16 protein-coding genes and 1 pseudogene are annotated in these 20,003 nt (G+C 60.5%); 8 read left to right on the forward strand and 9 right to left on the reverse strand.

All coding sequences use genetic code 11. The annotated features are described in order from the left end of the window. Positions 1–123 precede the first annotated feature (123 nt). From TX88_RS03980 to TX88_RS03990, 4 genes are all read right to left on the reverse strand, one after another. The gene (locus tag TX88_RS03980; RefSeq protein ID WP_162563071.1) at positions 124–867 is read right to left on the reverse strand and encodes a hypothetical protein; all 744 of its coding nucleotides are present in this window, start codon (positions 865–867) and stop codon (positions 124–126) included. Positions 868–872: 5 nt separating this feature from the next. After that, positions 873–1,244, reverse strand: coding sequence for a recombinase family protein (locus TX88_RS35515; RefSeq protein ID WP_084621778.1), 372 nt, complete (start codon positions 1,242–1,244; stop codon positions 873–875). Positions 1,245–2,456: 1,212 nt separating this feature from the next. Then, complete coding sequence (locus TX88_RS03985; protein ID WP_244438340.1) at positions 2,457–2,807, reverse strand: hypothetical protein; 351 nt, start codon at positions 2,805–2,807, stop codon at positions 2,457–2,459. A 185-nt stretch (positions 2,808–2,992) separates the two neighbouring features. Continuing rightward, positions 2,993–4,648 carry a hypothetical protein gene (locus TX88_RS03990; protein WP_162563072.1) on the reverse strand — a complete coding sequence of 552 codons (1,656 nt, stop codon included), beginning with the start codon at positions 4,646–4,648 and terminating at the stop codon, positions 2,993–2,995. A gap of 640 nt (positions 4,649–5,288) precedes the next feature. Between TX88_RS03990 and TX88_RS34135 the strand changes: the two genes are divergently transcribed. Continuing rightward, the gene (locus tag TX88_RS34135; protein ID WP_044514842.1) at positions 5,289–5,489 is read left to right on the forward strand and encodes a hypothetical protein; all 201 of its coding nucleotides are present in this window, start codon (positions 5,289–5,291) and stop codon (positions 5,487–5,489) included. Between the two features lie 228 nt (positions 5,490–5,717). Here the strand turns inward: TX88_RS34135 and TX88_RS04000 are convergent, their stop codons facing one another. The 4 genes from TX88_RS04000 to TX88_RS34880 all read right to left on the reverse strand — a co-directional run bounded on the left by TX88_RS04000 (position 5,718) and on the right by TX88_RS34880 (position 9,526). Beyond that, on the reverse strand, positions 5,718–6,209 hold the full coding sequence (locus TX88_RS04000) for a lipoprotein LppJ family protein (RefSeq protein ID WP_162563073.1): 492 nt from the start codon (positions 6,207–6,209) through the stop codon (positions 5,718–5,720). 69 nt (positions 6,210–6,278) lie between these two features. After that, positions 6,279–8,108 (reverse strand): alpha/beta hydrolase, encoded by a 1,830-nt coding sequence (locus TX88_RS04005; protein WP_044514845.1) that lies wholly within the window; start codon positions 8,106–8,108, stop codon positions 6,279–6,281. Between the two features lie 49 nt (positions 8,109–8,157). Beyond that, positions 8,158–8,457: a type VII secretion target gene (locus tag TX88_RS04010; RefSeq protein ID WP_044514847.1), complete on the reverse strand. Its 300-nt coding sequence runs from the start codon at positions 8,455–8,457 to the stop codon at positions 8,158–8,160. Positions 8,458–9,184: 727 nt separating this feature from the next. Then, positions 9,185–9,526 carry a hypothetical protein gene (locus TX88_RS34880; protein WP_049924823.1) on the reverse strand — a complete coding sequence of 114 codons (342 nt, stop codon included), beginning with the start codon at positions 9,524–9,526 and terminating at the stop codon, positions 9,185–9,187. A 497-nt stretch (positions 9,527–10,023) separates the two neighbouring features. Between TX88_RS34880 and TX88_RS04025 the strand changes: the two genes are divergently transcribed. The 5 genes from TX88_RS04025 (at position 10,024) to TX88_RS33100 (ending at position 17,760) form a co-directional block, all read left to right on the forward strand. After that, on the forward strand, positions 10,024–10,242 hold the full coding sequence (locus TX88_RS04025; protein WP_044514850.1) for a hypothetical protein: 219 nt from the start codon (positions 10,024–10,026) through the stop codon (positions 10,240–10,242). A gap of 987 nt (positions 10,243–11,229) precedes the next feature. Next, complete coding sequence (locus tag TX88_RS04030; protein ID WP_244438341.1) at positions 11,230–11,964, forward strand: TnsA-like heteromeric transposase endonuclease subunit; 735 nt, start codon at positions 11,230–11,232, stop codon at positions 11,962–11,964. 23 nt (positions 11,965–11,987) lie between these two features. Next, complete coding sequence (locus TX88_RS04035; RefSeq protein ID WP_049924824.1) at positions 11,988–14,099, forward strand: TnsB C-terminal domain-containing protein; 2,112 nt, start codon at positions 11,988–11,990, stop codon at positions 14,097–14,099. Further along, positions 14,096–15,214 (forward strand): ATP-binding protein, encoded by a 1,119-nt coding sequence (locus tag TX88_RS04040; protein ID WP_044514856.1) that lies wholly within the window; start codon positions 14,096–14,098, stop codon positions 15,212–15,214. Before TX88_RS04035 ends, TX88_RS04040 begins: the two co-directional genes overlap by 4 nt. Then, the gene (locus tag TX88_RS33100; RefSeq protein ID WP_084621780.1) at positions 15,211–17,760 is read left to right on the forward strand and encodes a TniQ family protein; all 2,550 of its coding nucleotides are present in this window, start codon (positions 15,211–15,213) and stop codon (positions 17,758–17,760) included. Before TX88_RS04040 ends, TX88_RS33100 begins: the two co-directional genes overlap by 4 nt. Before the next feature lie 104 nt (positions 17,761–17,864). Here TX88_RS33100 and TX88_RS04050 read toward each other — a convergent pair whose 3' ends face one another. Beyond that, positions 17,865–18,128: a helix-turn-helix domain-containing protein gene (locus TX88_RS04050; RefSeq protein WP_044514860.1), complete on the reverse strand. Its 264-nt coding sequence runs from the start codon at positions 18,126–18,128 to the stop codon at positions 17,865–17,867. Between the two features lie 223 nt (positions 18,129–18,351). On the opposite strand from TX88_RS04050, the pseudogene TX88_RS35695 reads away from it, so the two are divergent. Beyond that, positions 18,352–18,714: pseudogene (locus TX88_RS35695) on the forward strand (TniQ family protein); the annotation flags it as partial. A 261-nt stretch (positions 18,715–18,975) separates the two neighbouring features. Beyond that, positions 18,976–19,473 (forward strand): hypothetical protein, encoded by a 498-nt coding sequence (locus TX88_RS34890; RefSeq protein ID WP_044514864.1) that lies wholly within the window; start codon positions 18,976–18,978, stop codon positions 19,471–19,473. Positions 19,474–20,003 lie beyond the last annotated feature (530 nt).

Consider the following 20,003-nt stretch of genomic DNA (forward strand, 5'->3'; position numbering starts at 1 on the left):
CAACGTCGGCCGCGCTGCCGTATAGCGGCTTATGGGCGTCCGCCATCTGCCGGCGAATGCCGTTTCAACGCAGGCGAAGTAGCGCATTCCACCGACACGGCAAAGAATTGTCGCTAGCAGTACTCACGTGGAAGGACAGCTACTCGAGGACCTCAGCGACGAAGGGAAGACGATAGGAAGTTCATCGTCGTCTCCTACCTCGTTCTGGGCGCCGAAGGCCGCCAGGCCTTGGCTAGCCAGTTCATCGAGTCCTCGGCGCAAGTCTCGCTGCGCCTCGCGGATCGAATCGAATCCACGATCTGTAATCACGTCGTGGAGTTCGCCGTAGTCCTTGAGGTTCGTGAGGAATATGTCGGCGGCGTCGCACGCTTCCGCGGACGCATCGTCCTCGTCCACAGGGTCAAGAAGATAGAACGAAGAGCCGATGACGGCGTACCAGGCGTCCTTGCCAGTGCGTAGACGCGGTAGCACCATTCCGAGTCCGGGATGTTCGAGGCGCACGCCCGGGGGTGTCCCACCCGATTTATCGGGCATGATGTGTAGCCGATCGTGGACCCACTGTTCGTGCTCAGACCTAATCGTGCGCAGCTTGTCAACGGTGTACTTGTGCGGCTGTTCGTCGACGATCCGATGGTCGATGCGGCACAACAGAATTCGGTTGTAGTAGCCGTCGAAGTCCATGCCTGGCACTGATGCAGAGCCCCGCGGACCATTACGGGATTCGCTGATGATGTGGGCTTCTTCGCCGACGAGCGCATCCCGGTCATCGGGGTGTTCGGCCTGGTGGACCAGCCCTTTTCGGCAAATGCTGCAGGTTCCCGCTGCTTTCCCCCAAAGCTTCTTGCGGTCATGGTCAGTCATCGCCATCGGGGCTATCTCCCGTCGTTCCAGTGATCGCGTCTTGGCGCAGTGCGCGATACACCGTCGAGCGCCCGACGAGCAGGATGCCGGCAATCTCCGCGACCGGGAAAACCAGCGGCCGCCATCTCGCACGCGTGCGCCCGGCGGCTACCGCGTAGTGCCCGGGGTCGGCCGCCAACACGGCCCCTTGCCCGGGCGGCCGCAAGTCCAGCTATCGTGCGCTCGTGGTTGAGACTGCGCTCGAATTTGGCAAGCGCCGCAAAAACATGCAACACCAACCTGCCGGTCGCGTTCGTTGTATCGATCTGCGCCGTGAGGGCGTCGAGTTGTCCGGCACAACTCTGCTCAGGGGTGGACACGCGCGCGTAGCCCAGCAAGCGCATGCATCTGGTTTACCACAGGGCACCGACGGTTGTGGCACACGTTTTCGGGGCCAGTAAATCGGCGGGTCGACGTGCCGGATTCGTGATGTGCCAAAAATGATCGTTAATGGAACGGTTCCTGCAGGCGCCCGTGCGGCTCGTCGTATTTTTGGCGTCGGCTAGCGTGCCGATAACGGGGACATACGTCAACCATCGTCCTGTCGGCGTCGGGCGGGGTGGCTGTGTCGGGAGGCTGTCCGGTACGACGCTGGCTACGTGTCGTGGGCCCACGCGATGATTTCGTCGACCACCGTGCCGATGCTGGCTAACTCGACGCCGGCCAGGTCCAGCGCGCGGACGATTCGCCGCACGCCATCTGTGGTGTTGAGTGGTAGTCGGTAGTGTTCGAGAGCATAGGTCTTCCAGTTCCGCTGAGTCCGACGGGCCGAGTCCGTCCGCTGCGCGGCACTCGTCGACCAGCGTCCGCCATTCCGGAAATGGGCCGTTCAGGAAACTCCGTATCGCCTCCGCCGGAAGGGCGAACAGCAGAGCGTCCTCAGCGACGCCGAAAAGTGTTGGTAGCGGTCGGCCTTGGTCTTCGAACCGTGTGATCAGCCTGACGAGCTTGATCTCTTCTGAGGAACGTTTCCTGTTACTGCGGTCCATAGCGTCGCGACGTCGGTGTTGTCGGTCAGGACACGGGTCTTGATCCCCAGCCGTGCGGTGAATTCGCCGTCGATAAGGCCTTCGAGGTTCTTTGTGCCGTGAGATGCTCACACCCGCGGCGTCGAGGCGCCCTCCGGCGTATTCATCCAGGACAGCTACGTCGAGAGGTCCCTCGACGAACAGGATCGCCCGGTGAGGGAGGGCGCCGCGGGCCCACAGGACTCTAAAACGAGCCGGACTCATTCACGGGGAACACGCCAGTACCAACGGCAATGCCAGACGTGACAATGCGAGTCTACTTACGCTCGCCAATGATCGACAGCCGGCGCCGACGCTATCGTGAGAGGTTGGCGCCATGATTCGGTTAAGTCATTTTCATGATCGCCGAGTCACGTTCGCGACTGGTTGACCACAGATCCCTGTTTCTCGTCTCGACGTGGTCTTCCGACCGGTCGTGGCGAGCTGAGTCAGGACTCAGCGAGTTTGGCGACGCGTGGGTTCACCGGCCGCCCGCTCTTCTTACTGGCGGCTACGGCGGTCTTCGCGGCTAGCTTGCGTACTGCCAAGCTATTGGACTTGCCGGTACTGGGTTGGGTCGTCGTCTTTGTCCGGGCTTGCGATGATGTCGTCTCCGGAGTCTTCTCCGTCATCGCCCTCCAATGCCACATGTTCGGCGACCGCTTGCACAAATTGAGAGTCGCCCTTGGTAACCAGCTTAGAGGTCACGAGCACCAAAAGCAGCGACCAACCGAGTCGCCGCTGTTCCTCATCACCGCTGAAGGTGCGTTCGAACGCCCAAGTAGTGCGTCTCCACCACTCGCTACGACGATCCGCGGTGTTTTTCTGCTGCCAGGTGACCAGCACCCCAACGGTGGCGATCAACCCAACGATCAGCGTGACCCAGGCTTGCGCAGGCATGCCTGGAACGCTAGTCAGCCGGGGTGCAGGCTTGGCCCGTGACACGTTCCAGAGCACGTGTTTCTGGTGCGCGAGACCTGCGCGCGAACATGTCGCGCAGGAAGCGCGCCGTGGCCGCACCCATTTGGGTTGCCTCTCGTCGCTACAGCGATTGCGACGCCCGACACCTGGCCCCCACCTCTTCATCAGTTGGGACTAGATTCTTGTGGCGTCGATGAATCGACGAGACTAGCGAAGTCCGATTGGCTGACATGAAATGGCGTGCTGGTGCGGACAACGTAGCGCCACAACGGCAATGACCGGTAGTTGGGTGGGCGTGTCACCGTAACGATGTCGCTAGCAGCGTCGCGGCGAAGGGCCACCACTGTGGAAACGAGATCGGCTGGGCCAGTTCCCTCGTGGCCGCTGCTGTAACCGCCACTCTTGGGAAATGGCAGCGGCCACACCTGGTCGCTGCTGTCCTTGAAGAACCCGCCATACGAGCCAAGCTCGAACTCAACGAGCCGGCCATTGGCCGGCACGGCGGTTCCGACAGTGGCCACGGCCGTTCCAGATTTTGTGACAACAATCCAGGTGTTCTCATCCTGTGGATGGGCAAGCCAGGCGTCGATGGGTCCGTATCCTGCCGCGTTCATTCGCGCAAAGGCGTAGCCGAGCTGACTACGGTCCGCAGCTTTCACGGGCTTAGCTGCGGCGAGCCACCGTTTCGCCAACGGCCCGGACTGGTCATCGATCACGACAGCGCTGGCGATCAACGACTCGCACGCACCGCTCGCGTCCAAGACCCCGATGGCTTTGTCTGCGACAAGGGCGTCATCGACTTCGAGGTGCAGTAGCCAAGCAAGTTCCTCGTATGAAGGGGTCGGTGGCACCGGGATGAGGAACCTCGCTTCCGCGGCCTGAATGAGTCCCGGGCGTTCACAACGTTCACCCACAGGCAAACTGGGACTTTCCATGTAGGCGCTGTACCAACGGTCTTCCACGATCCGGTTGATGCGATCGGCCAGATTGATGGCGGCTTCGGAGTGAGCGGGTGGGCAATGTGACGCAACATCGCGCAGCATCGCCTCGTTGTAACTGCGGTCCTGGATCCGAATGTGTTGCCGCGGCGTGCCGGGACGCCAGCGAATCACCTGGGCGATGTCACGCAGAGCCGGTGGCCACCACGGCACGTCGGTACGCAGTAGGTTGGCCAGGTCGTACCAGCCCAGTTCGGGGATAACAACTTTCGGGCGACTGGGGTCGCCGATGGGATGGCGGGTCGTGTTCGGTGGCAGTGCGACATCGTGTCGTTCGAGTACTGCGATTGAGGCCTGCCACTCGTGTTGGGGTGTCATCTGGATTTCGTTGGTAACCAGGATTACGGCGGTAGCCCTTTCTAGTGCCTTGTGGGCCAGCAGGTCAGCTGTGAACCGCCATCCCGGCTCGTCAAGCGACTCCGGGTAGGCGACGGCGACCTCTCCGCGGCGATCGCTCGGCTGCCAGAAGTGCACACCAAACCGCACCGGAGTCAGGCGATCGTCGATCACGATCTCCTCGCCGCGTAGGAATACCGCCGGATTCATCGGCCCCGGAAGGCAGTACAACCGTGGGATGAGGTGGCGTAACTGTGGTTTGTACTGGTCGATGAACTGAAAGACTTGATCCAGCGACCAACCGTTGGATCGCCCCCGGGCCAGTGGCTCGGGGAAGCCTTCCAACTGGCTTCTGGCTACGTACTGGCGCATGGTCGAACCCTGCAGGCCCAAGATCGTCGCCACGTTGTCGACGTCGAGCACGGCTGAGTACCAGCGGGTCTTCGACGTCCAATACTCATCGCTAGAGGGGGAGGTTTGATACATAGTTAGGAGTGTATAGCTCGTACTTGTCTGATACGCGACGACTTGCCGCGGGATACATTTCGTGAGCGACTCAAGTGCTCCGACTAGGTGCAGACCTTCGGCATTTACCAACCTGGCGCGCAATAGGTTGGGGGATCCGCATTAGCCCCACAATCGAGGACCTGCGGTCGCCAGCCGTTCATCGGACACGAACCCTAGAACGCAAAGGTTGCTGGACCCAGCTCGGCCAAAGTCGGACTTGGCACTTGCCACGCTTGTGGCGGATGTATTGCTCAAGCCATTCCTTACGTGCCCCCACGGTCTAGAAAGCGGGGTAGCAAGCGAAACGTGACCCAATCGCTCAGATTCTGGGCGCGTCAGTACTGGCGGACCAGGACAGGCAAGGGCTGAGGTAGGTGCAATGGGTCGGGTTTGCGCCGACAATCGGGGCCTATGTCGGCCTGAAACGGCCGTGGTCGACGAATCTCACCGGTCAGGCGATTCCTTGGCGATTTCCGCCCACGGCGCAAGTTCGACGTCCGGCAGTGGCGCATCGACGTCCTCTGGAACGACCAGGCTGGGGAGCTGGCCGAAACGGCGCCGACCTCGGTTGCCGGAGGTCGGTGCTGCGCTACCTTCCATACCTATCCAAGGTACCGACATGGGCGGCGTCAACGAACCGCGCGATCACAGCCGCTGCGGCCTGATCCCCAGTCAACTCCCCCCGACACAGCGATTCGATAAGTTCCCTCGTGAACGGATGCAGCGGCTGGCCGGCAAGCCCGGTCGCGGCTTGTGCGACAGCAACCGCTTCCTGTGCTCGATCGCTCATTCGAAGATCATGACTCAGCATCGACCCTGAGGACCGCATGTTTGGGATCAGTCGGGTCTGTGCCAGTAGCCGCAGAGGCGGCAGTCTCGAATTCGCCGTTGAAAACAACGCCGCAGGGCAGTCCCTAGTGAGGTAGTTATCCACGCTCGTGGGGGCTCAGCCCGAACCAGTCATGATCAACATCGGCTTGGGCTGCGGAGGTGGAGCCGACAGGAAATGCGGACACAAAGAAATGCTCGTCTTCCCTTGAGCTGTACCTTATTTGGGCGCTATTTCTCCCTTGATGTCCGTCGAGGAAAACGCCGATCCGTCGTTGCGATGGTCGAAGGTGTCGCGGCATTCGGTGTAGACGTCGATCGCCACATGAGCGGTGGGCGGCTCGCCGGGTTCGGGTGGTGGTATCACCCATACCGTCACATCCAGCCCGTCGCGCGTGAACGCCGCGGCGTGCGAGTGATAGTCGGGGTTGGTTTTCCAACCGTGCTGCCGTAATCGGTCGAGCACGGAGTCTGTAGTGACTGCACGCGACCGGTCGGCCCCGGGCATCCACAGCCCTAGATTGGCGTGACCCTTGAACGGCGGTGTGCCATTGATGCCGCAGGATTGATAACCGAACTTCGCTTCGGCCACTTCGCCGCCGAGATCGGAGGCGATCTGGCGGGATACGTCGACGACCTGGCGGCGTGCCTCCTCGGGAGAAATCGGATTCAGCACGATGTCAGAGCACCCCACTAAAGCCGTCAGCGCCAACAGCGCTCCTACTACTCGTGCCCATGCAAGTCTCAATCGTCATTGCCCCGTTTCTCTCGATCGTTACGGTCAACGGCCCGTGTGATAGTGGTCGTTGTTCGACTTGTGTACCAGCTCCGGATCAATCCCCACCGATGGAGAAAAATCTGGCAGCCAGGCCGGGATAGGACTCGGTGCGCGATGCCCCGCGGTCATGCCGTGGTCTTGGAGCGCGTCGCCGTGGCCGGAGACGATGTCGGCGATGCTGTACAACGACTCTGAGCCATCCCTGAAGTACGAGGTGTGCTCATTGAGCGGGTTGATACTGTGCTCAGCCACCTCGGCATGGAATCGGGTCGAGCCGTACCCGTCCATGGCGGGGTCGTTGCCCAGGCCAGTCCCGGGGATGTTGAGGTGTTCGCTACCCAGTCCTGTGACGAAGTCAGTCGATGCTGCGCCCACAAAGAGGTGCCCGTCGGGCGGTAGGTGGAAATCGGCGGCAGACTGGGCCAGATCTGTTCCGGGGCAGCCGACGAGGACGATGTCATCTGCGCGCATCCCGTAACCAGCAGCGGCATCGGCGACGGTCGTCGACCCGTAGGAATGACCGATCACCGTGGTGTGCGCGGGGCTTCCCTCATGGGTGACGGCCAGTGCGTTGACGTCGGGGGCCAGCAGCTGTGCGCCGGCACGGGCCATGTCGGGCTGAGTGACTCCCACGGCGTTGGTGTCCAGGTCGGCATCCAGGTCCGGAGCGTTGTAACCCATCCACTGAACAACTGCTGTCGATGAATGCGGATCGGCTCGGTTCGCCTCGGTGAAGACGCTAGCCCCGGTCCCGTCGGCCAGTGTCCCGGCCGCCACCGAGGTGGTCAGGCCGGAGACCATCACGGTGGTGTTCGCGGCTTTGTCGGGGTTGCCGATTGCGATCGCAGCGGCGCCTTCACCGTCGAATGCCTCGGGGTCGTATTTCATCAGCAGGAGCTCGGGTGTCTTGTTGTTGGCATCCTTGGCTTTCTCGGCATCAGCTTTCAATGCCTCGTCAACTTTGACGGCGTTCTTGTAGCGGTCCATCGTCGGCCCGGTCAGGCCGTACTTTTCGGGATGTGCCAGAACTTCTTTTTCGGTCACCCCGCGAGACTTGGCTATCTCCCGGGGCAGGGCTAGATCTCGTTGCCAGACGTCTCGATTGGCCTTGTCGCGGTCGACGATGGGGATGCCGTTGAGGTTGCCCAGCTTTTCGGGCCAATCCTTGCGAAGTTGCTCGCGCTTCTCCGGAGAGAGCGACTGCCACCATTTGTCGACCTCTTCGGCGCTCTTGCCGACGGGGATTTCCGCGCCGGTGTCGTACGGCGGAGCTTGTGGGAGATCGCCGGGGCCGAAGTTCTGCGGCGCGGAATCTAGTCCGCCGACCGCGGTGCGGAGGTTCTGGCTCAGTTGCCGGTCGGAGGTGTCGAAATTCGCCAACTGCGTCTTGAGTCCCAGTGAGTTTGTGGTGGCCAGCTGCCGAAGTTGCATGGCGTTGGCCGGGCTCAGCTTGGCGTACTGATCAAGTGCGCTTCCGGGACGGACCGATACCGTGCCGTCGGGTGCGACCTGCCAGCCCTGGGCCTTCAACTGGTCAACTGCTCCGAGCAGACTCGTGCGAGTTTGATTCAGGGCGGTGCCGCCCTCTTGTATGACGGTTTGGGCCCGGTTCAGAGCATCGTGAATCTGTTGCATGCGTGCCAAAGTGGGTTGCGCTTTCGCGATCGCCGCGTCGGAGGCAGTGCCCTGCCAACCTGACCGCAACCCATCGATGTTGGCGCGCTGACTGTCGATCCGGGACGCCAAACCCGATGCCTTCTGGCCAAGTTCGGTAGCGGATGCTGTCAGCGTCTCAGGTTGAGACGTTTGGACCTGAGGAATGGTCACCGTCACGACGTGAGCCTTAAGGCGGATGCGGGTGATCGTGACGCTGAGCTGGGAATCATTGGGAGAACCTGCGTAAGCGACGCCCGAACTCCTCGTCCATGCGGCGGTAATGGTCGGCAGCGGTCGACAAGTTCTCAGAGTGCTTGCTCAGGTCTTCGCGGACTGCGTTCAATGCGGTATCGACCATGGAGCTGGCGAACTGACACGCACCTTCGCTGAGCAGACCAGACACCCCGGTGCCGGCACTATTCAGCGACTGGCCGGCGCCTAGACTTGAGACAAACTCACCCACGTCAGCTTGAGCACGCGCAGCAGTGCGCAGCGACTCCGGATTCACACGCAACGCCCCCGCCATGCAAATGAGTCTAAATCTGCCAGCAACGCTTCGATCACACTTCTTTCCGGGATCCAACGAGGTCGCAGATCATGTCAGAAGGGAAATCACGCATGCCGGTGGCTCACCGGCAGCGTGCTACGGGCAATGGTTTCGACCCAGGTCACCGATCAAGTCGCCGGCGTTGTTTAAGACCCACGAATCGAGCTGGCCGGCATGCCGAGTTCCCAGACGCCGATCTCAATCGGCCTAGGTAACGAAACGCGCAACAATCGCTAGCACGGCTTGATCCCCAGTCACCTCGCCGCGGCACAGCGCTTCGATGAGCTCCCTCGTAAATGGATGCAGTCGCTGGCCGGCCAGACCCATCGCAGCCTCTGCGATGGCAGCTGCCTCGGGCGTCTGATTGCTCACTCGATCATCATGGCCCAGGATCGACGCACCGGGTTGGTTGCCGCCCGGTGCAAGTAACAGTTGTAGGACCAACCTGACAACGCCGTCGAGGGGCATTCTCACAGTCGAATGGACCGACCGTCCGGTCCGTTAGTCGTTCTCCCGCAGTGTGCCGCGGAAGGTGCGCTCCGGGCGTCCTGCTTCCTGCCATTTGTTGTAGGCGCGTTCCATGTGGCCGTACACACGCGTGATCTCGATGCCGTTGCGTCGGGTGAGCGCGAAACCGATGAGTTGGGTCGGTTGGATGAATCCTTCACGGAACGGTACGTCGATGCTCGGCAGCGGAGTGCCCTGTTCAGAAGTGTTGTCTTGAGGGGATTGCGACCCAGGTTCCTTCGAATGCCCGGCGGAAGGTTTCACCGATGTAGTACACGAAACGCATTGTGCGGTGGATGTTCTCGTCACCGGCGTATGCGGCGCGGTTACTGGCGTAGAGGTCGGTCAGCTTGGCTTCAGCCAGGGAAAGAATGTCTTTGGTGAACATGCTGTCGCGCGCCTCTGGGAGGTTGTTGATGGGGAATTCGATGCCCACCGCGGCTTCCTGCATTTTGAGCCAGCCTTGGAATTTCTCGTCGGACTGGGCGTCGCGGAACGCTTTCGTCAGCTGGATCGGTACATAGTTGAATGTGCTGCCCATGGTTGCCTCCCCGTTAGGGTAGCCGGTTCACGCGAAACTGGTCTGGGTGCTCGTCTTGCAGTCGTTGTAATTCGGCGAGTTTCTGCCTCGCTGTAGGGGTACTTGCTGTTGATGTTGTAGGTGACGTTGAGGCCTGCTTGCAGAGCTTCCTCATCGGCGCGTAGCTGATCGAAATCAAGTCTGCCGCTCTTGTTTTCGACTACCTCATCCGGTGTTCCATCGATCAGGTGGGCCCAGTCCCATCGTCGGCCGGGGACGATCTCGGCGTTGGAGTATTGGTGGCGCCAGCCCAAAGCCTGCGCGCTCAGGCCCGAACAGCATCATATTTGGGTGGGCCCCAACAGGGCACAGAACGGCGACCATTTGCAGTTGTCGCGCGTCCGCGCGTCCGGCAACGCTCGAATATTGCCGATGCAGGATCCGACCGGAGGCTTGGTTGACAGTTTCATCAGTCCGAGGATCATGTGTAATGACTTCTCAGTCGAGTAGGTGATCGGATGAAGATTCCGCCGGTGAATCCACCACGACTCGGAGATCCCCTTGACTCCGAGCAGTTCAGCTACGTCAAGAGGGCGAGTGCTGATCATCAAGCTGCGATGTGGAACCAGGTGCTCGCCAACGACCCGATCTTGGGCCCGACGACGGGCTTGGTGGTCGGCGTCGCGCCGATACGTGATCGTGACGGGCGCTACCCACTGGTTTGGGTGCTCGCGTGACGCGAAGACGGTTTGAGTGAGCCCCGTCGACCTTCGCCGGACTGCCGAACTGATCGGTCTTTGAACACCCACCACGCGACAGCAACTCCGGCCGGATGGTGCCGATTGTCCTCTCGGTATCGCACGACAGCTGGAAGCCATTCGCTCACATAGGAAGTGGTCGACACCTCGCGCGTAGACACCTGCGTGGTACCCAACTGATCCCACATCCGCTTCCCAATCAGCTGGCGAGTTCAGGGGCTCTGCGACACCTGCAGGAAATCGAACGCGACGGCACTGTGTCCGCTGCGTGGAGGACGACGGCGCGACAGGGGAGTTGCGTGGATTATTAATGGGCACACTGCGCTCGTGGTTATAAATGGCGATGGTCCAGGACCGATTTCATGTTGACAGAATCGGCAGTCGATTTTATGGTGCGGATATTGTACATTTCCCCTGGAAGACGTACCTTTGAAGGTGGCATGGTGATAGCACTGAGCCGTGATAGGCGGTGGGGTGGCACGAATGTCCTTGAGCGATTCGTATTTGCTGACCCCCCTTCGCATCCAAGCTAATATTGGCCAGATTTCTCGGCTACCTCAAACTTTCTAAAAGAACGGCTGCACTTTTGAGGGTAATCTTCGTTTGCTTCCATGCTGGAAATGGGCTATCCATCAATATGATATTGAATGCTGAAAAATAGCTTGGGTCTGTGAGTTGCATGTCAGATTCTTCAATAAAACTTCCGTCAGTACTTGCGTCTCCAATTAGCGACAACTGCAAATTTGTTCGCTCGGTTGCTGACCGCAATAGGGGGTCAATAATGAACCTTGAGATCAAACCTTGAAAGGGGGCAGCTGATGTTCACTGGCTCTTTGGCTTATCAATCCGCAGCAGTTCCGGGCAAGGTTCTCGGCATGCCGCGGCCGCCCAAGTGCGGGTGTAGTCGCTTGCCTGCAGAGCTCGTGGCTTCGGGAGCTCATGGATGTGATGGTGGGGTGAACCGTCATGGCCGTTGATGTGGAAGTGGAGTCCGCGGTCGTCATGTATCGGCCCGCGGCGGGGGTTAAGCGATCGGTGTCGGCTAGTGCGGTGTCTCCGACCGCGTTGTTCGGCGCGTATCCGTGGCGCACGTTCCGATGGTATCTGGGTCAGCGTCACTATTCGGGCACGTACTGGTCGGCTACTGAGCGCGACCATGTGATCTACGAGTCCCGGTTGGAACTCGCGAACCTGTTGCTCGCCGATTTCGATTCGTCGGTGAGACATATTGTGGCGCAGCCATTCATGTTGGTGGCTCGTGTGGACGGAAAGCCCAGCCGACACATCTTGGACTACTTATGGGACAGCGACGATGGACCGGTGGTCGTTGACGTAGTCCGTGCCGAGCGGCTCGCCACACCGAAGGTCGCCAAACTGTGTGAGTGGACCAGGACGGTCGTCGAGTCGCGGGGCTGGACATATTCAGTCGTCAGCGAGCCAGATCGTGTCCGGTTGGCCAACATACGATTCCTCGCCGGGTATCGGCGGGACTGGCTGTTCAGGCGCGACATTCTGAATGAGATTCGGGCTCGACGTGCAGAGATCGTCGGGCTGTCGATCAGAGATGCTGAGGCGGCGATGGAAAAGTTTCCTAAGCCGCTGGTGCGCGCCGCCTTCATGCATCTGTTGTGGATCCACGAATACTCCGTGGATCTAAACCAATCATTATCTCCATCAATGAGATTGGAGGCACGGCCATGAAACGTGCAGGAGTGCGAGTTGGCATGGGAACACGATTCGCCTACGACGGAGAGATCGTTGAGATCATCGAACTGCACTCGGTTGAGGGCATACCGGAGGCAATTACCTGCGATCTTCGAACCAGGACGGTGCGCCGGTTCGCGCTGAGTGAACTTATGTATTCCCCGAGGGCCCGTCTACTCGGCGCCGATCTAACGGCCGATGTCGACGTCGGGAGCGGTGAAACCACGGCTCTAAGATGGTCGGCGGCAACGGAATCCGCGAGGGCAGAGGCACGTGGTCGCGCTGCTCATGTACGTGAAGTGCTGACCGGCTATCAATCTGGATGTGCGGAGACGGCGCAGCCTGGGGAGCCCCGGGCCCGTTACAGATTGACTCGTCCGAAACAGGCAAGACTGGCCTCGAAAGCCAAGGAACTTCACATTTCTCAACGCACACTTGAGCGGTGGGTGTGGAATTTCGAGACGGGCGGCGAAGTCGGTCTAGTATCGGCCAGGGCGATACGACCAGGCCTCGACAGTAAGAAGTTTGAGCTGTTTCAGCAGGCTGCGCTCGATGTGATGCGCGAGCACGTAGAGATGTCCAAACCGAATGCACAGTTCGTCATCTCGCACGCCCGGGCGCGATTGATAGCCGACTGCGGAGCCAATGCTGTGCCGATACCGTCCACCGCGACCGCGTATCGGATCGTCAACAAGCTTGAGCGTGTGCACCCCGTCCTTCATGGAAGTGCTAAGCGGAATCGGGACATCGCCTCTCGTTCCCAACAGCCGTACGGCAAACTTCACCCGGCACGGCCCGGCGAATATCTACTGATGGACACCACACGACTGGACGTGTTCGCGATGGACCCCAACACGCTGCGCTGGACATCCGTGGACCTCACCGTTGCGATGGACTGGTATACCCGGTGTATCACGGGATTGCGATTGACCCCGTCATCCACCAAAGCAATCGACGCAGCAGCAGTGCTGTATCAGTGTTTTCGACCGGCTCCGGCGGGACACGACTGGCCCGAGGACGCGGTGTGGCCCCCACACGGAGTACCCCGATCTGTTCTCGTTGGACGAGAAGGGCTCCACCCCGCGAGTGCCTGCGCGGCATCGCCGGCGATTGTTCCCGAAACGATCGTCATCGACCACGGCAAGATCTACGTCGGAGAGCAATTGACCAGTGCTTGCCGACAATTGGGAATCTCGATCCAGCCGGTCCGTCTGCGTAAAGGCCAAGATAAGGGCCCCGTCGAGCGGTTTTTTCGCACGATCCGCGAAGGCGTCCTGCAAGAGCTGCCCGGCTACAAGGGCCCAGACGTCTATTCGCGGGGCCTGAATCCAGAGAAGGATGCCTTCTTCTTCATCGATGAACTCGAGGCGCGGCTGCGCAAATGGGTAGCGACGATCTATCACCGCAAGCCTCACAAAGGGATCGGTGAACCCGGACTATGGGCACTTGGCTTCTCACCCATCCAGATGTTCGAGCACGGCATCGCCCGCGCCGGCTACCTTGAAGCGCCGCGTGATCCTCAGCTCGCCTACCAGTTTCTCAAGGTGGAATGGCGCACCATCCAGCCCTACGGCATCCAAGTCGACAAACGCGTCTACCGCGGCAAGTCCCTCGGTGCCTACACCGCCGGAGAGGAAAGCCCGTATACAGAACGAAAGGGACAGTGGCCCTTCCATATTGACCCTGACGACGTGCGGTATCTGTACTTCTACGATCAGAAGAACACTCAGCAGTGGCAGACCCTGGTGTGGACCGAAGCCGAGGTCTGCGACGGACCGATGAGTGAGGACGGGCTAGCACTCGCCCGCGGTGAGGCCAAGAAGAAGCACCGCTACTTCGATGACAAGCTGGCGATGGCCGAATTCCTCGAACATCATCACCTCAGTCAAGCGCGTACACCGGCCGAACGGCGCGTCGCACTGCGGCTTTCCCGCGAGCAGTCCACTCTCAGCCAGGATGCGCAAGCCGCGGCCCAGACAAGCCAACTGCCGACCGTGATCCAGCCGCTCGATGGCGACGAACCCTACGAAGGCGAGGATGGCCACAACGCGGCGGCCGTGCCCGACGGCCTCGACGAGGACCCGCGTATCGACCACGAACACTTCTACGACGACGTGTGGGAGGACATATGAGTACCGCCGTATCTGTCCAACCCAGAGTTCGATCGAAACTGGACAACCTCACGTTGTCTCGAAAAGAGGGCTGGCGCGAGGCCGTCGAAGCACCCAAGCGGGAGCGCCCAGAACCATTGACGAGATCAGAGATCCGCCGTTTGAGCGAACCTGCCGCTGACATCTACAACCAGCGACGGAACGATTGGCACAACAACCTCGGGCCGCTGCAGACGCCACAACTTGTGGCGCTGCACGACACACTGTGGGACATCGTGGATAGCAACGACCGCGACGGAGACCGCGTCAAAGGAGCCATCGCCCTTGATGGGTATCCCGGCCTCGGCAAAAGCACCGCAGTCGAAGCCTTCGCCAAAGAGTTCCACCGACGCGAAGTGCGGCGCCACGGTCAATTCACCCGCACCGGCGACGAGCGATGGCCAGTCTGCCGGATCGGCATGCGAGGCAACACCAGCATGAAGGACTTCAACCGCGCAATGTGCGACTTCTACGCCCACCCCGGTATACGTGCCGGCTCCGCCGACGAGCTGGGCCGGTATGCCCTCGACCTGGTGCTGAAATGCGAGACTCGCTTGCTCATCATTGATGATCTGCACTTCTTGCACTGGCAGCAGCACGGCGGTATCGAAATCAACAACCACTTCAAATACATCGCCAACGACTTCCCTGTCACACTGCTGTCGATCGGGATCGGTTTAGGCGAGCGCGGAGTGCTTCTAGCTGACGCGTCGTTCGACGAAGTCCTCGCACAAACGCTGCGCCGCACCACGATGCCTAAAATGCGCATCTTCGAAATCGAAACCGAAACCCAGCGGCGACAGTGGCACACATTGTTGGCCACGATCGAGGAACGCCTGGTTCTGACTAACAAGCATCAGGGAATGCTGGCTGAGGACCTCTCTGACTATCTCTACATCCGCACGGGAGGGTATATCGGCTCGCTGATGGAACTCATCCGACGAGCGTGCGTTAGAGCGATCCGGAAGAACACCGAGACCCTGAACAAGGCCTTGTTTGAACAAGTTCGGATCGACAGCGCGGCCGAAAAGGCACGCAAAGAACTCGCTGCCGCATTCCGAACCCGCAGCAAGTTCACCAAGCTGCAACTGCAATGACCCGTACCCTGCCGCTACGGATAGGGCCTGAGCCCGGCGAGGCACTGGATTCCTGGTTGGAGGCGCTCGCCATCAGATTCAACGTCCCGCTCGGAGACATCTGCCGCCAACTCGGCATCCCTCCCCGGAAAGGCCACCGCCCCCGCTGGCTCCTGTGGCTATCAGATGACGAGCGACGTCAGATTGCCAACGCCACCGGGATGGATCCCGAAGGTGTCGTGCGCTGCACGCTGAGCACCTATGACCATAGAGCTATCGAAATCAACTACACCAAAGCAGTTTTGAACCCCAAGTTTCCCTTCACCCGCCATGCCGGTTCGCGCTACTGTCCGCTCTGCCTTGCAGAGTCCGGTGGCCGCTGGAGGTTGTGCTGGCGCTTGGGGTGGACATTCGCCTGCCTCCGCCACCACTGTCTGCTCGTTGACCATTGCCCTCGATGCGGACAACCACAGAGAATGACCCAGTCACGCTGGCTCACAGTGCCTCATCCGAACAGGTGCCAACACTCGAACCTCGCTGTGCCGTGCAACGCTGACCTTACCGACGCGCCGGTGATCACCCTCACAGAGGCAGACCAGATTGTTCGCACCCAACAGATGGTATTCGACATCATCGACACAGACCGTGCCAATTTCGGCGTCTACCGCGACTACCCATGCCATGCGCGCGACGCACTCCGCGACATCAAGGCACTCGCGGTCCGCGCATTCATGTACGCGAATCGGCATGGTCTACCGGCAATTACACCGCCAACTTTGGTCGGCGAGTACGCGCAGCATGATCCCTCGCCTAGACGGCGTACAAGGTATATGAGCAATCGAGCCAACATTGCGCCCGCCCGCGCAGTTGAAGCTGCCGCGGCGATCAGCGCGGCGCTGAACATCCTGCGCGAACCTAATGTCGCCGACGCCGGCGAGCATGCCGCGTGGATGGTTGAACGACGAGAACGCCCCTACTACCCGGCAGAATTGAATAGCTGTGCACAGGAACGCCCCCTGGTCGCGGCGATACTGATCAAGGCATTCGCTCCCCGTCGAGGGCCATGCACACAACTGCGCTACCAATCGCCGCTGCGGTTCCCGGTGGCTCCCAGCGAAAGTCCAGGCTGGCTGCAATGCCTGATCGAATGTATGCCAGCGGTGTTTTGGCCTTCCTGGACAGTACGACTCACTCCTCCTAATACAGGGCGGTACACGCTTCCCCTCGCATTGTCGTGCGCGGCGCTGCTTGTGGGGACCAGGTGCAGCCCTGGCGATGCAGCCCACCTTCTGGGCCACGCAATCAATGGCTCTACCGCAGGAAAGCACCTCATGGTCCTACAACAGCTGACGCAGTGGAACGACGTATGCCTTGCATTGGTCAGGGTCGCGCGCTACCTCGCTACCCACCCAACTCCGATTGACTATGCGCGAAGGCGTCAGCTCGACTATGAGGACCTCCTCACGGAAGATCGGTGGAATGAAATCTGCCGGGAAACAGGGGAGTTGCCGGGAAATGGCATGCGACGGCAAATTGCCCGCCTCTACCTCTATGAAAAGATCAGTGGGCTCCCGGCGAGGACCGATCGGCTTATGGCGCACAGCGAAAGCACGATCGGGTTCTGGTCGCGGGTCTTCAACTTCCCAGCCGAAGCCTCCCCGCAGTTCGCTTCAATTCTGCTCGACGAAGCCCGACAATTCCTGTCCAGCAAGGGTATTGACGAGCCCCTCGTCTGGCATCCGCCACTCACTCTCTTGCACGACCTGACCCTGCCAGGCATCGACCCCGAACGTTTCGACTCGGATGAGCTCCGCCGTGCCCTCAATCAGAAGCAACCCGCCCGAATCGGGCCCATCGCGCGCCGCCTCAACACCAGTAGCGCAGTAGTTCGCTGCCTGCTCGACATCGAAATAGACAAAACGAGCACCACCGCTGCCAAGTACCACGTCTCGCCCCACCCGGTCCGCGATAGGCTCTGCGCCGAACTAACACCGGCGATACTTGAGGACCGCTACATACGAAAAGGGCAATCACTCAGCGCTATCGCGCGAAGCTACGGCGTCCGGGGACCACTGGTGAGGAAAGTCGCAGAACAATACGGTATTCCGTTGAGAGGACGTCCCACTCGCACAAGCGACTGGCTCTTTACGGAACACGCCGTGAAGCGGCGCACATGCCGCGACATCGCCGCTGAAGTGGGTGTAAATGAAGTCACTGTGCGTAATTGGGTCAAGCGAGCCAGGCCTGAATGGCCTCCTCCGCCGGCCATCAAGCACCGCCCGATCGGGGTGCGCGCCGCACGCGCACTTCTCCGCCCAGACACCATGACAGATCTGCAACGACGTCAACTGCGCCACTTCGCTCGGACCCTGCACTATCCAACCATCCAGGCAGCAGCGGAAGGGCTAGCAATAAGTGAAGGCAACTTGCGCAAACAGATTCACGCCGTCGAACATCGGTACGGAGCCCACCTCATCCAGCGCGCCCGACACAGCATGGGACAGCGCCCCACGCTGGACGGGGTTCGACTAGCTGAAGCCGTGCGGGTGACCATCGGCCTCGGCTGACCGCGCTTGCGTGCGGCGCTTTCGGGCAGGGCGCGTCACGGTCAATTCCAAAGCAACGCCACTCTCATTATGACGGCACCTAGGGAAGGCCCTGCTCCGCGTCCTTACGAGTCTGCGTCCCCCAGAAGCTCACTGACCGCAACGCCGAGCACTTCAGCGATGTCATAGAGCCGCTCGGCAAGAATTCCGCGTCGCCCGTGTTCCATCTGGATCAGCTGATTGCGAGCGATCCCGGATTCAAGGGCGAGACTCTCCTGCGACAGCCCCCGCTCCAGTCGCAGGGTCCGAATCCGATGCCCAATGATCTGGCGGCGACGCTGCCATTGCTCGCCCCGATGCGGGTCGTCCTCTGGGGCGCGTGTCGGCATCCCACCAGTAGGGCGCATGAGTGCATAGAAGTCTGCCCTCTTGAAAGTACATAAATTGATGTACTGCTAACAGTACATTAGGTAAGTGAGTCTCGGGGTTGCTTCACTGAAGAGTCGGCCTTCGGGTGATCAGCTGACCCCGCCCGGCCGGGGTCTGAACACCACTCGACGCCCTGATTGCCCTCCTGAGGCCTGCCCTCGCGGATCGCCTTGGCGAGAGGCGATGTCACTTGCCAGGACCCTGCCACTGCGGATTGAACCCGTGCCGGGGGAGGCCCTGGATTCCTGGCTCGAAGCCATCGCCTCTCGCCACGGCGTGCGCTTCGGTGATGTGCTCCATCAGTGCGGCATCACCTCCACCGGACCCGGCGGGTGGATACGCCTCCTCGGCCGCGACGCCATCGCGCGTATCGCGCACGTGACCGGCCTCAGCCCCTACGACGTTGATGCGATGGCGCTGCCCCGCAATCCTGGAGCGCCGACGAGCACGAGCACCTGTCTAGCGCGGGTGCTGCCGTCTGGGCCCTGGGACTGGCGGGCCAACTCGCGATACTGCCCACACTGCCTCAATGACACCGGCGGCCGATGGAAACTCATCTGGCGCATGAACTGGACGTTCGCGTGCCTTACCCACAAGTGTCTTTTGGCTGATGAATGCCCTGCGTGCCGTTGTGACCAACGTCGAATTGCGCACTCGATGACCAGCGTTCCAGGCCTTGGTCAGTGCCGCGGTGTGCGCCAACGAAATCAGACTGGAGCGCTTCGCGCTTGCGACACGCACCTCGCTTCCATGCGACCAATCGATCTATCCGATAGCCCTGCATTTCTTGACGCCCAGCAACAGGTCATGGAGACGATTCTCGCCGCTCCGCCTGATGCTCCTCGCGATCATCACGGTCCGGCCGCCGAGCTCGCCACTCTCAGAGTCCTAGTGAGATGGGTCGCTAAGACGATTGACTACGCTCAGCTGGATCCACACGACGTGCTTGCCTCCTGCGGTCCCGGACATCTCAACCTCATGGCCCTCATTGCCGGCAGCGCGGACCGGAACGCGGCGGCCGAAACCGCTGCGAGCACTGCGATTGCATTAACGATCCTCAACGCGCGCAACGTAGCCGAGGCCTCGCAGATCTGGCGCGACCTCATGATCGCAGCTACCCACGGGCGCATACGCAGGCTGACAGAATCCGATCAAAACGCTCTCATTCCATTCATCCGGTCCGCTTACCGCTCCGCCTACATTGATGCCAATGCTCAGCACAAACTCCGCCGGCGCTTCAGCACATCAGCGGCCAAACACCAGCTGCTTCGGCCTGAGGGCGGCTCTGGACGTCTAACTCGCTGAGAACCAAATACGCAGCGATACAGGAGCATCCAGGCTTGGCGAAACTGTTTCGCCTGGGATTCATGATGAAATTCAGAAGCGAATAGCCGCGGATTCAGGCCGGTGTTCGACGCTGATTGGCGACTATTTAGGAGGTTCTCGGCACAAACCGCTACCGACTGACGGATGGAATACGTTGGGGCGCATCGTTTAAACGAGTCAGACCGGTGACGCCGTGATGTCAGACGGGCAGTGGGCGTTGCGAGGGTTTGAAAGCTGTCGGTCTACGTTCATCGCGATCGAACACCTCTCGTGAACGACCGTCCGATTGCGAACATCCTTCCATGGCCAACCGTACCGCTATCTCGGATGTTCACTACATCTGGAAACCTCAGTACTCATCAACGGTTCGAAAACAGGAACTCACCGCAGAACGCGACCAGCAGGCGATCCCGACGGACTGAGTGACCGTGTGTCGTTACTGGTGAATCCGGTTCGTCCCTCAGCGTGCTGCGATTGATGGCTGGAGGGATGCGTCGTTGAGGATCGCT

The organism is Mycolicibacterium septicum DSM 44393 (assembly GCF_000455325.1).
Classification (GTDB): Bacteria; Actinomycetota; Actinomycetes; order Mycobacteriales; family Mycobacteriaceae; genus Mycobacterium; species Mycobacterium septicum.

What these genes read in the sequence shown, in the direction of transcription:
- TX88_RS03980 (WP_162563071.1), bottom strand. Translation starts at nt 867, where the DNA reads ATGGCGATGACTGACCATGACCGCAAGAAGCTTTGGGGGAAAGCAGCG.
- TX88_RS35515 (WP_084621778.1), bottom strand. Translation starts at nt 1,244, where the DNA reads ATGCGCTTGCTGGGCTACGCGCGCGTGTCCACCCCTGAGCAGAGTTGT.
- TX88_RS03985 (WP_244438340.1), bottom strand. Translation starts at nt 2,807, where the DNA reads ATGCCTGCGCAAGCCTGGGTCACGCTGATCGTTGGGTTGATCGCCACC.
- TX88_RS03990 (WP_162563072.1), bottom strand. Translation starts at nt 4,648, where the DNA reads ATGTATCAAACCTCCCCCTCTAGCGATGAGTATTGGACGTCGAAGACC.
- TX88_RS34135 (WP_044514842.1), top strand. Translation starts at nt 5,289, where the DNA reads ATGGGCGGCGTCAACGAACCGCGCGATCACAGCCGCTGCGGCCTGATC.
- TX88_RS04010 (WP_044514847.1), bottom strand. Translation starts at nt 8,457, where the DNA reads ATGGCGGGGGCGTTGCGTGTGAATCCGGAGTCGCTGCGCACTGCTGCG.
- TX88_RS34880 (WP_049924823.1), bottom strand. Translation starts at nt 9,526, where the DNA reads ATGGGCAGCACATTCAACTATGTACCGATCCAGCTGACGAAAGCGTTC.
- TX88_RS04025 (WP_044514850.1), top strand. Translation starts at nt 10,024, where the DNA reads ATGAAGATTCCGCCGGTGAATCCACCACGACTCGGAGATCCCCTTGAC.
- TX88_RS04030 (WP_244438341.1), top strand. Translation starts at nt 11,230, where the DNA reads ATGGCCGTTGATGTGGAAGTGGAGTCCGCGGTCGTCATGTATCGGCCC.
- TX88_RS04035 (WP_049924824.1), top strand. Translation starts at nt 11,988, where the DNA reads ATGGGAACACGATTCGCCTACGACGGAGAGATCGTTGAGATCATCGAA.
- TX88_RS04040 (WP_044514856.1), top strand. Translation starts at nt 14,096, where the DNA reads ATGAGTACCGCCGTATCTGTCCAACCCAGAGTTCGATCGAAACTGGAC.
- TX88_RS33100 (WP_084621780.1), top strand. Translation starts at nt 15,211, where the DNA reads ATGACCCGTACCCTGCCGCTACGGATAGGGCCTGAGCCCGGCGAGGCA.
- TX88_RS04050 (WP_044514860.1), bottom strand. Translation starts at nt 18,128, where the DNA reads ATGCCGACACGCGCCCCAGAGGACGACCCGCATCGGGGCGAGCAATGG.
- TX88_RS34890 (WP_044514864.1), top strand. Translation starts at nt 18,976, where the DNA reads ATGGAGACGATTCTCGCCGCTCCGCCTGATGCTCCTCGCGATCATCAC.